This is a genomic window from Streptomyces endophyticus, from assembly GCF_035798155.1.
Lineage (GTDB): Bacteria > Actinomycetota > Actinomycetes > Streptomycetales > Streptomycetaceae > Streptomyces > Streptomyces endophyticus.
On sequence record NZ_JAOZYC010000001.1, the window covers coordinates 12,101 to 25,050 of the forward strand.

Sequence of the window (12,950 nt, forward strand, 5' to 3'; positions counted from 1 at the left end):
TGACCGGTGCGAACCGGAGTACCGGTCCCGTACGAGCGAGGAGTCCGCATGAGCACGGACCAGGCCCGCCCCGCGTGGGTGACGGACGAGTCGATCGCGCGATGGTGCGGCGGGGTGCGCCGCGACGCGAAACGCGACGAGGCCGAGGGCCCCGAACCGCTGGCGGCACTGGCCCCGTTCGACCTGTCGCCGACCGCGGCCGTTCCCACGTGCACACCCGAGGATGTGGCGGAGGCGGTGGCGGGCGCCCGCGTCGCGCAGGCGGCATGGGCGGGAACACCCGCGAAGCGCCGCGCCGACCTCGTACTCGCCTTCCACGACCTGCTGTTGAAGCGGCAGGACCAGGCGCTCGACCTGATCCAGTGGGAGACGGGCAAGGCGCGCTACCACGCGTGGATGGAGGTGGCCCAGGTCGTGACGATCGCCCGGCACTACGCGCGGCGCGCCCGGCACTACCTGGCGCCGCACCGCGTACGCGGGATGATCCCCGGCGCGACCAGGGTCCAGGAGGTGCGGGTGCCGAAGGGGGTCGTCGGCGTCATCTCGCCCTGGAACTACCCCCTCTACCTCGGCGTCGGAGACGTACTGCCCGCCCTCCTCGCCGGCAACGCCGTGGTCTCCAAGGCGGATTCACAGACCGCGCTGACCCTGCTGTGGACGCGGGACCTGATGGCGGAGGCCGGGCTGCCCACCGACCTGTGGCAGATCGTGACCGGCCCCGGCTCCGTGGTCGGCACCGCCCTCGTCGACGCCGTCGACTACGTCTGCTTCACCGGCTCGACCGCCACCGGACGCGCCGTCGGGGAGCGCGCCGCGCGCCGCCTGGTCGGCGCCTCCCTCGAACTCGGCGGCAAGAACCCGCTGATCGTGCGTGCGGACGCCGACATCACGGCGGCCGCGGCCGGCACGGTGGCGGCCGCCTTCGCCAACACCGGGCAGATGTGCATCCACATCGAGCGCGTCTACGTACACCAGAAGGTCTACGACGCCTTCCGTGACGAACTTGTCCGCGCGACACGGGCGTTGCGCCTCGGCCGGACCTACGACTACTCGGCGGACATCGGCTCCCTCACGTCGAAGGCGCAGCTCGCGGCCGTCGGGTCCCATGTCGACGGGGCGGTGGCAAAGGGGGCGACGGTGCTCGCGGGCGGCAAGGCCCGCCCGGACATCGGCCCGCTCTTCTACGAACCCACCGTCCTCGAAGGTGTCACGCCGGAGATGGCCGTGTGCGGCGAGGAGACCTTCGGCCCGGTCGTCTCGCTCTACCCCTACGCGTCCGACGACGAGGCGGTCGACCTGGCCAACCAGGGCAGTTACGGCCTCTCCGCGTCGATCTGGTCCAAGGACACCCGCGAGGCCGCCCGGCTCGCACGCCGGATCCGCTCCGGCTCGGTGAACATCAACGACGGCGCCGCCGCGGCCGCCGGCAGCATCGAGGCGGGGATGGGCGGCATGGGCGACAGCGGACTCGGCCGGCGCCACGGGGCCGAGGGAATCCGCAAGTACACCGAGAGCCAGACGCTCGCCACGCAGCGACTCCTTCCTCTCGGCCCGACGAAACCAGAGGAGAGCTCGGTGACATCCTTCATCCGCCGGACCAACGGCCAACTGGCCCTGCTGCGCAGGCTGGGGGTCCGATGAGCGGCGTGGGCGAACGGTGGAAGGCGCTCCGCGCGGTGGAGGGCCGGGTGGACCCGGCCGAACTCGACGCCCTGTGGGCGGACTTGGAGACGGTCGAGGCGTCCGCGCTCCTCGGCTCCTGGCGCGGCTTCGCCTTCCTGACCGGCCACCCCATCGAGAAGGTGCTGGCGGCCAGCCGCTGGCACGGCAAGCGGTTCGACGCGCTCGACGACGCCAAACCGCTGATGTGCCGCGCCGAGGACGGCAGCCTCTACTCCGACATCAAGGCGGGCCGCGGCGAGGCCAGCCTGTGGAACGTCGAGTTCCGCGGCGAGGTGACCGCCACGATGGTGTACGACGGGATGCCCGTGTTCGACCACTTCAAGCGGGTCGACGACACCACGCTCATGGGCGTGATGAATGGCAAGCCCGGCGTCGTGCTCGTGGACGGCAGGCACTTCTACTTCGGCCTGGAACGCGAAGCCTTGGAACACGAAACCCCGAAACGCGAAACCCCGGACCGTACATGAAGGCCGCGGTACTGACATGAAGGCCTCGGTACTGCTCTCGCGCGGCACCGCGCCCAGCGCACTCGTCGAGGCCGAACTCGACGACCCGCGCCCGCACGAGGTGCTCGTCCGGATCGAGGCGGTCGGCGTCTGCCACACCGACCTCGCCACCCGGAAGGCGCTCGGCGACCGCCCGGCGGTGCTCGGCCACGAGGGCTGCGGCGTCGTGCAGCGCCTCGGGTCGGAGGTCGCGGGCCTGGAGGTGGGGGACCGGGTCGTGCTCTCGTTCGCGCACTGCGGCCGCTGCGCCCAGTGCCGGTCGGGCCACCCGGCCTACTGCGCGCTCGCGACCACCCTCAACAACTCGGGACGGCGCCCCGACGGCACACCCACGATCCGCGTGGACGGTGCCCCGGTGTTCGGGTCCTTCTTCGGCCAGTCGTCCTTCGCCACGGCCGCGCTCGTCGACGCCCGTTCCTGCGTGCCCGTCGGCGACGTACCGCCGTGGGTCGCCGCCCCACTGGGCTGCGGATTCCTGACCGGGGCGGGGTCGGTCCTCAACGTCCTGCGACCGGGGCCCGGGGACCGGCTCCTGGTGGTCGGCGCGGGCGCGGTCGGCACGGCGGCGGTGCTGACCGCGCTGTCCGAGGGCGTGGAGGTCGTGGTGGCGGAGCCGGTGGCCGCGCGCCGCGACCTCGCGACCGGGTTCGGGGCGCTCGCGGTGGCCTCCCTGGACGACCCGCTCCCGTCGGTGACCCACGCCCTCGACACCACCGGCCGCCCGGAACTGCTCACCCGCGCCCTCGCGCTGCTCCAGCCACGCGGCACGCTCGCCGTGGTCGGCCTCGGCCCCGCCAGGGCCGAGATCGACGTACGGGACCTGATGCTGCGGGGGCTCCAACTCCGCGGCTGCGTCGAGGGGGACGCGGAACCGTCACAGCTCGTACCGGAGCTGATCGGGCGGTACGAGAAGGGGCGGCTGCCGCTGGACGAACTGGTGACGACGTACGGGCTCGGGGAGTTCGACCGGGCGGTGGCGGAGCAGAGGGCGGGTCGGGCACTGAAGGCGGTGCTGCTGCCCGGGAGTTGATGAGCCGTCAGGGGCGGATCAGAGGAGATGGTCCACCGGGACGTGCCCCCGGGCGCGCCCGTCGTCGTCCAGCAGGCGCCCCATCCGCTTCGCGGTCAGCAGGGTGACATCGCGGCGCAGGATTCGGGCACCGGGGAGCCGGGAGCCGAGGCGGACCTCGAAGCCGGCGGCGTCACTCAGCGAGCGCGCCCAGGTCGACACCAGCAGATTGGCCTCGCCGGTCACCGCCATGCACAGCCGGACACCGGGCAACGCGGCCACCAGATGCCCCGCCGCGTCGAGTTCGGCCGACGGCACGGCGACCCGGTACGTGCTGATGACCGGTCGGCCCGCCGCCAGGTGCGACACGTCGCAGCGGATCCTGACCTGGCCCGAGCCCAGCATCCGGGTCAGGCGGCGGCGCACCGTCGCCTCGCTGGCCCCGGTGTCCCGGGCGAGATCGCTGTAGGACCGGCGGGCGTCGCAGGACAGGGAGCGGAGCAGCGCGCGGTCGGCGTCGCCGTGCTGCGGGGCCGCCGCATGAGCCGCGACGGCCGACGCCAGACGGGAGCGCTGGCCGCGGTCGAGCGCGTGCACCTTCCAGTCCGCGCCTTCCCGGTAACTGTGCAGCACCACGGAGAGCTGGACGTCGCGCGCACCCGGCAGCCCGGCGAGCGGGCCGTCGGCGAAGCGCGTCAGGGCGGCCGTACCGGAGCAGGACACGGTGAGGAAGAGGGCGCCGTCGCTGCCGGTGGTGCCGCCCCCGGTGGTCCGCTCGACACTGGCCACGCGCGGGTCCGCGCACGCCGCCTCCGTGGCGGCGGCCAGGCTGCCGGGGGCCACGGCCACATCGGCGAAGGCCATGCAGAGGCGCTGCCCCCGCCCGTGCCGCTCCCACGACTCGTACGCGGTGCTCCAGGCGAGCCCGGAGGCGCGCAACCGGTCCCAACGGCGGGCGGCGGTGGTGGCGTCGATGCCGAGGACCGCGCCGATCCGCGACCAGGGGCCACGGGGGCTGGTCTGCAAGGCGTCGACGAGCGCCATGTCCGTCTCGTCGAGGTCGTACATGTCGCCGGTGGCGGCGGGGTCGCCTACGACAGCGGCGCCCGAGTCGGCGGTGTCGGTGGTGCGGGAGTCGCACATGTCGGCAGTTGCGGAGACGGAATCCTGCGTCTCAAGGGCGATGGATTCCGGCATCGATGCGGGGGCGGGCGGCATGGCGACCATTGTGGGGCCACTCGCACCCACCCGTGCGGCGGCCCCACCACAGGGGCGGACGCCCGCCGTACGGATGTGCGCGCCTGCCCGGACGTGGACCCGTCCGCAGGTACGGCGTGCGCGCCCACCCCTGGGGCCTGTCGTTTGGATCAGGACCCACCCGCGACACACACCGTGGAGCCGCCGTGAGCGCCACCGATACACCGACCGACGCGCCCGCCGCGCGCCCCGAGCCCGCCGAGGGCCGGGTCCGGCTCGACCGGGCCGCGAAGACGACCGTCGGCCTGCTGTTCCTGGCCTGGATCGTCGACTACATCGACCGGCTCGTGATCAACCTCGCGCTGCCGCACATCGGCACCGAGTTCGGCATCGACCGTACCCAGCAGGGCATGGTGCTCTCCGCGTTCTTCCTGGCCTACGCGGCGTGCCAGATCCCCGGCGGACTGCTCGCCGACCGGTTCGGATCCAAGCGGATCCTGCTGTGGGCGATGCTCATCTGGTCGGTGTTCACGGCGCTGACCGGGACCGCCTGGTCGTTCGCCGCGCTCGTCGTGATCCGGGTGCTGTTCGGCGCCGGGCAGGGCATCTTCCCCGCCGCCGCGATGAAGGCCGTCGCCGAACGCACCGGCTCCCGCGAGCGGATGACGGCGAGCGGCTGGATCTCCTCGTCCAACTCCTTCGGCGCGGTCGTCGCGCCGCTGATCGCGGGACCCGTCATCGCCCTGTGGGGCTGGCGCATGTCGTTCTACGCCGTCGCGGGACTCGGCGTCGCGACCTTCGTCCTCGTACAACTCCTGCTGCCCCCCGGCGCGGCCGACCGCACGGACCGAGGCCGCCGGGGGCGGCGGCGGAACGCGTGCGCTGCTCGCCACCCCGGCGATGTGGCTGTACGTGGGGATGCTGTTCGGCTACGGCATGCTCGCCTGGGGCCTCAACTCCTGGGTGCCGTCGTATCTGCAGACCGAGCGCGGGCTCTCGCTGGAGAGTTCGGGTCTGCTCACCGCGCTGCCCGCGCTCTTCGGCGGCCTGACCATGATTCTCAGCGGCTGGTGCGCGGACAGGCTGAAGGGCCGCCCCGCGCTGCTCGTCGCGCCGTCCATGACCGTCGCCGGCGTGGCGGTGCTCGCGATGACGCAGGCCGAGGGCCTGGTCGCGTTCGAGACCCTGCTGTGTCTCGCCTTCGCCGCCTGCACGTTCTGCTTCACGCCGATCTTCGCGGTGCCGCTGCGGACGCTGTCGACCCGGCTGAGCGGCGCGGCCTCCGGAATGATCAACTTCGGCGGCCAGTCCGCGGGCATCCTGGTGCCGATGCTGATGGGATATCTCGCGGACACCTACTCGTTCGCCGTCGCCTTCTCCGTCCTGGCCCTCGGGGCGGCGCTCACCGCCGGCCTCGCACTCATCGCCCCGCAGACCTCCGAAGCCCTGCGCTCCCGGCTCGGCCCCGCCGTCCGGGACTGATCACCCGCCCTCCCCATTCAGCGAAGGAGCTTTGCCACATGACCACTTCCACGTCCCCCGCCTGCCCGGTCGATCCCGCCCGGCTCACGCTGCCCGCAGGCACCCCCGCCGACGAGGGGCTGCCGCAGCTGCTGCCCGCCCTCGGCGAGCTCTACCGGGACCTGCACGCCCACCCCGAACTGTCGATGCACGAGACCCGCACCGCCGCGATCATCGCGACCGTGCTGCGCGCCCAGGGCTGGGAGGTCACGGAGCACGTCGGCACCACCGGCGTCGTCGGCACGCTCACCAACGGCGAGGGCCCCACGGTCCTGCTGCGCGCCGACACCGACGGACTGCCGCTGGCCGAGGACACGGGCCTGCCCTACGCCTCGACCGACACCGCGACGGGCCCGGACGGCCACGAGGTGCCGGTGATGCACGGCTGCGGCCACGACCACCACGTCACCGCGCTGCTCGGCGCGACCGCCCTGTACGCGGCGGACCGCACGTCCTGGCGCGGCACGCTCCTCGCCGTGTTCCAGCCCGGCGAGGAGATCGCGGCGGGTGCGCAGGCCATGGTCGACGACGGCTTCGCCGACCGCTTCCCGCGCCCGGACGTCTGCCTCGGCCAGCACGTCAGCCCGCTGCCCACCGGCACGGTGGCGCTGCGCCCCGGCACGACCATGTCGGCCGCGGACAGCTTCCGCATCCGGCTGTTCGGCTCCGGGGGACACGGCTCCCAGCCCGAGCTGACGGTCGACCCGATCGTGCTCGGCGCGCACGTGGTGACCCGGCTGCAAACGGTGGTCTCCCGGGAGATCGCCGCTCAGGACGCGGCGGTGGTGACGGTCGGCTCGTTCCGGGCGGGCCACAAGGAGAACATCATCCCGGACAGCGCCGAACTCAAGGTCAACGTCCGGACCTTCGACCCGAAGGTCCGCGAGCGGGTCCTCGCCGCCATCGAACGCATCGTCCGCGGCGAGGCCGAGACCGCGGGCGCCCCGCGCGAGCCGGAGTTCGAGCCGCTCAACGCCTTCCCGCTCACCGTCAACGACGACGACGCCACCGAGCGCGTCCGCACCGCCCTGCTGTCCGTCTACGGCGACGAAGGCGTGCAGCACATGGCGCGCCCGCTCTCCGGCAGCGAGGACTTCGGCCTCTTCGGCACGGCGCTGGAGTGCCCGTCGGTGTTCTGGATGTGGGGCAGCCTCGACCCCAAGCTCTACGAGGGCGAGGACCCGACGCAGGTGCGTCCGGGCATCCCCGGCAACCACTCGCCGCGCTTCGGCCCGCAGGCGGAGCCCGTCATCGAGTACGGGGTGCGCGGACTGCGCGCGGTGGCCGCCGAGTTCAACGGCCCCACGGCCTGACCGCACGGCCGACCGGATGTGTCAGGGCTCGATCTTCTCCAGGTCCTCGAGCAGGCCAGGGTGGGTCGGCTGCCAGCCGAGAGCGGCGCGGGTGTGTGCGCTGCTCGACGGCTGGTCGGTCGCGAAGATCGGCCCGAGCGGTCCGAAGTTCTCCTCCGGCACGGACTCGGACGGGATACCGAGACGCCGCCCGATGACCGCGGTGATGTCCCCTACGGCATCGCCTTCGTCGGCGACGGCATGCCATGCCGTACCGGCGGGAGCCTTCTCCAGGGCGAGCCGGAACAGGACGGCGGCGTCGAGCGCGTGGACGGCGGGCCAGCGCTGCGTGCCGTCCCCCGGGTAGCCGGCGACGCCGGTTCGGCGGGCGATCTGGGTGACCAGTCCGGCGAAGCCGCCGTCGCCCTCGTTGTGCACGGTGCGCGGCAGCCGGATCGCCGAGCTGCGCACGCCGCGCGAGGCGAGGCCGAGGGCGCGCTGCACCGATACGCTGCGCCCGCCGACGGGCCCGTCCGTGGGCAGCGGGTCCTCCTCGGTCGAGGCCCGCCCCGCCACCCACGGCGTACCCGACACGGTGACGAGCGGCCGGTCGGAGCCGACGAGGGCGTCGCCGAGCGCCGCGAGCGCGGCCCCCTCCTCGGCGACGGCCCGCGCGAGCGCCTCCGGTGAGCTGAAGTCGTTGCTGAAGGCGAGGTGGACGACGCCGTCCGCCTGCTCGGCGCCGGTGCGCAGCACGTCGAGATCGGTGAGACCACCACGGACCACGTCCGCGCCGGCGGCCGTGGCCTTCTCGGCGGAGGCGTCGGAGCGGGCGAGGGCGGTGACCGCGTGACCCGCCGCGAGCAGTTCCGCGACGACGGCCGAGCCGATCAGGCCCGTACCGCCGGTGATGAAGACGCGCATGGTCGACTCCAAGGTGCGAGGATTGGTGATGCGACATGTGTCGCATCACCAATCACGGTACACCCGCTGATGCGACATGTGTCGCATCACTTAGGATGGGCGTATGCCGAGATGGAAGCCGGATGCCCGGCAGCGCCTGGTCGTGGCGGCGCTGAACCTGTTCGCCGAGCAGGGCTACGACGACACGACGGTCGCCCAGATCGCCGAGCGCGCGGGCCTCACCCGCAGCACGTTCCACCGGCACTTCGCCGACAAGCGGGAGATCCTCACGGCGGGACAGAAGACCCTCAGCCGCCTGCTGGTCGAGGGCATCGCCCAGGCCCCCGACGACGCGACCCCGGTCGAGGCCGTCGCGGCGGGCCTTGAGCGCGCCTCGGGAGAGATGACCTCCTTCAACCGCGAACTGGGCCCGCTGCTGCACGCGGCGATCGAGGCGAACGCGGAGTTGCAGGAGCGCAACGCGCTGAAGAGCATCGGCATGGCCGCCGCCATGGTCGAGGCCCTACGAGGCCGTGACGTCCTGGAACCCACGGCGCAGGTCGCCGCGGAACTCGGCGTACTCGCCTTCAAGCTCGGCTTCGCCGCATGGGTCGACCCCGCCCGCGACGAGGTCCCCGGCGAACTGGCCCCCCTCGTGCTGGCCGCCCTCGACGATCTGTGCGCGGCGGCCGTGGAACTGCGCTGACGGCTCCACTGTTTCGTCGGTCCGGGCTAGTAAAGTTCCTGGTGGTACGCCCAGTTGACCGGACGTCACAGCTGAGAGGGAGCCCGTGAGGATCGAACTTCCGCCGGAGCCGGTGCACTTCGTCAACCGACACGCCGAGCGGGAGCGGGCGCTGCGCGCCGTGGAGGACTGGCAGGGCCGGTCCCGGCCGCTGGTCATGTCGTTGAGCGGCCCGGCCGGGCTCGGCAAGTCGGAGCTCGCGTACGTGATCGCCCGGACGGTGCGCGACCGGTACCCCGACGGGGTCCTCTCGGTGGACCTCGACGACTTCCGGCTCGACGGTGTACTCGACCCCGGTGACGTACTCGCACAGCTGCTTCAGTCGCTGAACGTCGAAGTGGGCCTGGTAGCCCGCCCGTTCAAGGCGCGGTGCAAGCAGTACTGGAGCATGACGGCGGACCTGAAGCTGGTACTGATCGTCGACAACGTCCGGTACGCCTCCGAACTCGTCCCGCTGCTCCCGGCCTCCGGCGCGAGCCTCGTGATCGTGGCGAGTCACGGGCCGCTGTACGACCTGGAGGACGGCGCAGCGATCGGCATGCCGCTCCAGCCGCTCACGGAACAGGCGGCGACCGAACTCCTCGACCTGATCGTCCGCGACGACCGCCTCGCCACCGACCCGGCAGCCGTGCGTGCACTCATCGGCCTGTGCGACGGACTCCCCACCGCCCTGCACGTCGCGGGCCGCTGGATCCGCTCGCACCGGCTGCGACCGCTGCCCCGGCTGATCGACCAACTGCGCGGCGAATGGGGCGAGAAGGGGGTGCCCGGCGTCGAGCGGGTCTGGGACGCGGCGTACGGAGCGCTGTCCGATGCGGCCGCATGCCTGTACCGGCTGCTGCCCCACCACCCGGGAGCCACGTTTACGTCCGAGTCGGCCACGGCCCTGCTCGGCCTCGGCCCCGACGCCTGCGAGGAAGCCCTCGAAGAGCTCGACCGGGCGGGGGTCCTGGACCTGCGCGCGGGCGGCGGACGGATGCGGCTCCCCGGCCCCCTGCACGCGCACGCCCTGCGCAGCTCGCACCGCGCCGCGGCGGCGGGCGAGGCGGAGGAGGCCCGGGTCCGGGTGCTGCGCTGGTACGTGCGCCAGGCCCAGCGGGCCGACCTGCTCGCGGCGGGCCCCCGCCTGGTGGTGACGGACCGCACGGCACCCCTGCCCGACGCGCCCGACGTACCCCTGTCGGACGCCGCCGCACAGGGCACCACGTGGCTCTTCGCCGAACGGCACACCTTGTTCGCCTGCGTACGCCTCGCCCACGCCCTCGGCATGGACGCCGAGGCCGTGGCCCTGTCGGAGCCCCTGTGGACGTACGCCCTGGACCACCCGGGCCGGGGCGAGGTCGTCGACGCGCTGAAACTCTCGCGGGACGCGGCGGTCCGGCACGGCGGGAGCGCCGCCTGGCTGGTGCGTACGCGATGCCAACTCGCCCGACAGCTCTGGGAGTCGGGCGAGCATGCGGCGGCCGCGGACGAGCTCGACGCCGCGTCGTCGGCGGCACGCCTGCTCGGCGGAACGGAGACGGAGCGCAAACTGGCCGCCTCGGTCGCGGAGTTCCACGGCATGCTCAAGAGCGCACAGGGCAACTGGGCCGAAGCCGCACGGGACTTCGAGGCATGCCGTGACATGCACCGTGCGGTCCCCAACCCGTACGGCGTCATGCTCCAGACCTACCGCATGGGCGAGGCGCAGGCACGACTGGGTGCCACGGACGCCGCGCAACGCCTGCTCACGGAGGCACACGACGCCGCGCGTGCGCAGCAGCGTGAACGCATGACGCGCCGCACGGGCTTCGCCCTGGCCGGCGTACTCTCCGGGCTCGGCCGACGGGCCGAGGCGCGGCATCTGTACGAGGAGTCCCTGGAGGGCGCGCAAGCCCGGGGATCAGGGTTCGACGAGGCCCGCGTGCGCGACGCCCTGGCGGACCTGGCGGAGGCGGACGGACGGCCCGCGGAAGCGGCGGAGCACCGGCAGGCCGCGGACGACATCCGTCGGCGCAACGGGCTGGCCACGGGCGAATGAGTCCGGTGGCAGAAGCACGGGCGGTGGATTCTCGAATCAGTTCATGTGCGTGTCGAACCAGTCGAGCATCTGCTCCGGGTGTTCGGAGAAGTAGGTGTAGCCGTCCCAGCGACGGGTGCTGCCTTCGATCCAGAACAGCTTCTTGTCGACGACGGGGATCGCGTCGAAGATCGCCTGTACGTCTTCGGGCCGGGTGAGTACGTCGTCGCGGACCTGGGTGATGAAGGTGGGCACCTGGCAGCTCTTGGCGTACTCGATGGGCGACACCTGGTCGATGGTGAAGCTGGTGACCAGCTGGAACGCCCGGTCGAAGTCGTCGATCCGGTCCGCGATGCCCATCGCGCCGAGGGCCTGTCCGGCCATCACACGCAGTGAGACCGGCTGCGGGTTGACCAGGCAGCGGACGTCCTCGAAGAGTTCGGGGTGGCCGGCCATCGCGACATAGGTGGAGTTGCCGCCCATGCAGCGGCTGAGCAGACCGAGCGTCATACCGGCGGTGTCGGGCCGGGACTTGACGTACCGCAGCGAGCCGGCGACATCACGGGACTCGAACAGGCCCCAGGTGAAGAGCCCGCCGTTGGCGGCACCACTGTGGCCGTGGTTCCGTGCGTCGTAGGTCAGGATGTTGTAGCCGGCGTCGTGCAGGTGCTTGTACTCCGGCAGAAGGTTGACCTCGAAGTCGTTGCCGCCGGGGACCATCGACTTCCATGGCTCCAGGTGCGAGGGGAAGCCATAGCGGTTCATCGGCAGCGGATGGTTGGCGACGATCAGCTTGTCCGAGCCGGGGGCGGGGATCCACCACGCCTCCAGCGGGGTGCCGTCCAGGGACGGGAAGGTGACGTCCTCGTAGGCCATCCCGTACTCATCCGGAGTGTGCAGGAGCGGTGTCCGGACCGGGTGGGTGAACATCCCGCCGACCAGGCCATTGATCATTTCAGAGGTGTCGGCCATGCCAGTTTCACCTTCACTTTCTGCCTCATGGCGAAATCGCCCGATACGCCCCCTTACTCATGGGAACCTAGCTCTCGGACTGGGGGGAAGCCACTGGTGAAGGGTGTACTGGCATTACACCCCTCCGTGACTCTTCCGCACCCTCTCCACCAGGAGAATCCCCCTAACCTGGCTCCCGTGGACCATGCAGCCGAGACCCGGGCGTTTCTGACCTCCCGCCGCGCCGGAATCAGTCCCCAGGAGGCGGGGCTGCCCGCCCAGGGCACCCGCCGGGTACCGGGGCTACGGCGCGCCGAGGTCGCCCGGCTCGCCGGGATCAGCGTCGAGTACTACGCCCGGCTGGAGCGCGGCGACCTGTCCGGGGTGTCGGACCAGGTTCTGGACTCCCTTGCCCGGGCGCTGCGCCTCAGCGAGCACGACCGCACCCATCTGGAGAGTCTCGCCCGCACTTCCGGTACGGGACACCGGCGGCGCCGTCCGGCCGCCGCTGACACGGTGCGGCCGAATGTTCAGCACCTTCTGGACTCCATGACCGGCCCGGCCTTCGTCGTGAACGGCTGCGGTGACGTGCTGGCCGCCAACGCCGTAGGCCGCATCCTCTACGCCCCCATGATCGAGTCTGCCGGGAGTGCCACCCCCAACCATGCGCGGTTCACCTTCCTCGACCCCCGCTCCCACCAGTTCTGGGGCGACTGGGAGAGCGCGGCAGACAACCTCGTCGCCCTCCTGCACGCCCAGGCCGGCCGCGGCCCGTACGGCAAGGGCCTCACCGATCTCGTCGCGGAACTGTCCACCCACAGCCAGGCGTTCCGCACCCGCTGGGCCGACCACGACATCCTCCAGTTCCACCGAGGCGCCAAGGTCATCCACCATCCTGACGCCGGCCTTCTCCACCTCTCCTACGAAACGCTTGACCTGCCCGGCGACGGCCTGATCCTCTTCACCTACGGCGCCGAGCCCGGCAGCGACTCCGAAGACGCCCTGCGCATCCTGGCCGGCCGTACTGCCGCCCCCGACCACGCCCCCGAGTAAGCGCGAATGGCAGCCGGCAGCCAGGCGCCCGTCAACGTTCGTGGTCGTTGCACCTAGATCTCCTGTTGGGCCTCGTCGGGCGTTGCGGGTC

Annotated in this window: 10 protein-coding genes and 1 pseudogene; 8 read left to right on the top strand and 3 right to left on the bottom strand. The window is 72.2% G+C overall.

From position 1 onward, the window contains the following. Positions 1-48: 48 nt before the first annotated feature. From OKJ99_RS00060 to OKJ99_RS00070, 3 genes are read left to right on the top strand one after another with little or no spacing between them, the layout of a single operon-like run. Positions 49-1,641, top strand: a complete 1,593-nt coding sequence (locus OKJ99_RS00060) for a succinic semialdehyde dehydrogenase (RefSeq protein ID WP_326013469.1) — start codon at positions 49-51, stop codon at positions 1,639-1,641. Beyond that, the gene (locus tag OKJ99_RS00065) at positions 1,638-2,150 is read left to right on the top strand and encodes a DUF4334 domain-containing protein (protein WP_326013471.1); all 513 of its coding nucleotides are present in this window, start codon (positions 1,638-1,640) and stop codon (positions 2,148-2,150) included. The genes OKJ99_RS00060 and OKJ99_RS00065 overlap by 4 nt, the downstream gene beginning before the upstream one ends. A 16-nt stretch (positions 2,151-2,166) precedes the next feature. Continuing rightward, positions 2,167-3,219: an NAD(P)-dependent alcohol dehydrogenase gene (locus tag OKJ99_RS00070; RefSeq protein WP_326013472.1), complete on the top strand. Its 1,053-nt coding sequence runs from the start codon at positions 2,167-2,169 to the stop codon at positions 3,217-3,219. A gap of 18 nt (positions 3,220-3,237) precedes the next feature. On the opposite strand, the gene OKJ99_RS00075 is transcribed toward OKJ99_RS00070, so the two are convergent. Then, on the bottom strand, positions 3,238-4,416 hold the full coding sequence (locus tag OKJ99_RS00075) for an Lrp/AsnC family transcriptional regulator (protein ID WP_326013473.1): 1,179 nt from the start codon (positions 4,414-4,416) through the stop codon (positions 3,238-3,240). On the opposite strand from OKJ99_RS00075, the pseudogene OKJ99_RS00080 reads away from it, so the two are divergent. Beyond that, a pseudogene (locus tag OKJ99_RS00080) lies at positions 4,398-5,877 on the top strand (MFS transporter). The gene OKJ99_RS00075 and the pseudogene OKJ99_RS00080 sit on opposite strands and share 19 nt — an antisense overlap. Positions 5,878-5,915: 38 nt before the next feature. Next, positions 5,916-7,229 carry an amidohydrolase gene (locus OKJ99_RS00085; RefSeq protein WP_326013474.1) on the top strand — a complete coding sequence of 438 codons (1,314 nt, stop codon included), beginning with the start codon at positions 5,916-5,918 and terminating at the stop codon, positions 7,227-7,229. 21 nt (positions 7,230-7,250) lie between these two features. On the opposite strand, the gene OKJ99_RS00090 is transcribed toward OKJ99_RS00085, so the two are convergent. Next, a complete protein-coding gene (locus tag OKJ99_RS00090) occupies positions 7,251-8,132 on the bottom strand; it encodes an SDR family oxidoreductase (protein ID WP_326013475.1) in 882 nt (293 codons plus the stop codon). A 103-nt stretch (positions 8,133-8,235) separates the two neighbouring features. Here OKJ99_RS00090 and OKJ99_RS00095 point away from each other — a divergent pair, with 103 nt between their 5' ends. Both OKJ99_RS00095 and OKJ99_RS00100 read left to right on the top strand, forming a co-directional pair. Continuing rightward, a complete protein-coding gene (locus OKJ99_RS00095) occupies positions 8,236-8,817 on the top strand; it encodes a TetR/AcrR family transcriptional regulator (protein WP_326013477.1) in 582 nt (193 codons plus the stop codon). Between the two features lie 85 nt (positions 8,818-8,902). Beyond that, positions 8,903-10,876 carry a hypothetical protein gene (locus tag OKJ99_RS00100; protein ID WP_326013478.1) on the top strand — a complete coding sequence of 658 codons (1,974 nt, stop codon included), beginning with the start codon at positions 8,903-8,905 and terminating at the stop codon, positions 10,874-10,876. A 36-nt stretch (positions 10,877-10,912) separates the two neighbouring features. Here the strand turns inward: OKJ99_RS00100 and OKJ99_RS00105 are convergent, their stop codons facing one another. After that, the gene (locus tag OKJ99_RS00105; protein ID WP_326013479.1) at positions 10,913-11,827 is read right to left on the bottom strand and encodes an alpha/beta hydrolase family protein; all 915 of its coding nucleotides are present in this window, start codon (positions 11,825-11,827) and stop codon (positions 10,913-10,915) included. 177 nt (positions 11,828-12,004) lie between these two features. On the opposite strand from OKJ99_RS00105, the gene OKJ99_RS00110 reads away from it, so the two are divergent. After that, a complete protein-coding gene (locus OKJ99_RS00110) occupies positions 12,005-12,859 on the top strand; it encodes a helix-turn-helix domain-containing protein (RefSeq protein WP_326013480.1) in 855 nt (284 codons plus the stop codon). Positions 12,860-12,950: the final 91 nt, after the last annotated feature.

Bases quoted from the DNA above. Each gene is read 5' to 3' on its own strand.
- OKJ99_RS00070 (WP_326013472.1), top strand. From the start codon at position 2,167: ATGAAGGCCTCGGTACTGCTCTCGCGCGGCACCGCGCCCAGCGCACTC.
- OKJ99_RS00095 (WP_326013477.1), top strand. From the start codon at position 8,236: ATGCCGAGATGGAAGCCGGATGCCCGGCAGCGCCTGGTCGTGGCGGCG.
- OKJ99_RS00060 (WP_326013469.1), top strand. From the start codon at position 49: ATGAGCACGGACCAGGCCCGCCCCGCGTGGGTGACGGACGAGTCGATC.
- OKJ99_RS00075 (WP_326013473.1), bottom strand. From the start codon at position 4,416: ATGCCGCCCGCCCCCGCATCGATGCCGGAATCCATCGCCCTTGAGACG.
- OKJ99_RS00085 (WP_326013474.1), top strand. From the start codon at position 5,916: ATGACCACTTCCACGTCCCCCGCCTGCCCGGTCGATCCCGCCCGGCTC.
- OKJ99_RS00090 (WP_326013475.1), bottom strand. From the start codon at position 8,132: ATGCGCGTCTTCATCACCGGCGGTACGGGCCTGATCGGCTCGGCCGTC.
- OKJ99_RS00065 (WP_326013471.1), top strand. From the start codon at position 1,638: ATGAGCGGCGTGGGCGAACGGTGGAAGGCGCTCCGCGCGGTGGAGGGC.
- OKJ99_RS00105 (WP_326013479.1), bottom strand. From the start codon at position 11,827: ATGGCCGACACCTCTGAAATGATCAATGGCCTGGTCGGCGGGATGTTC.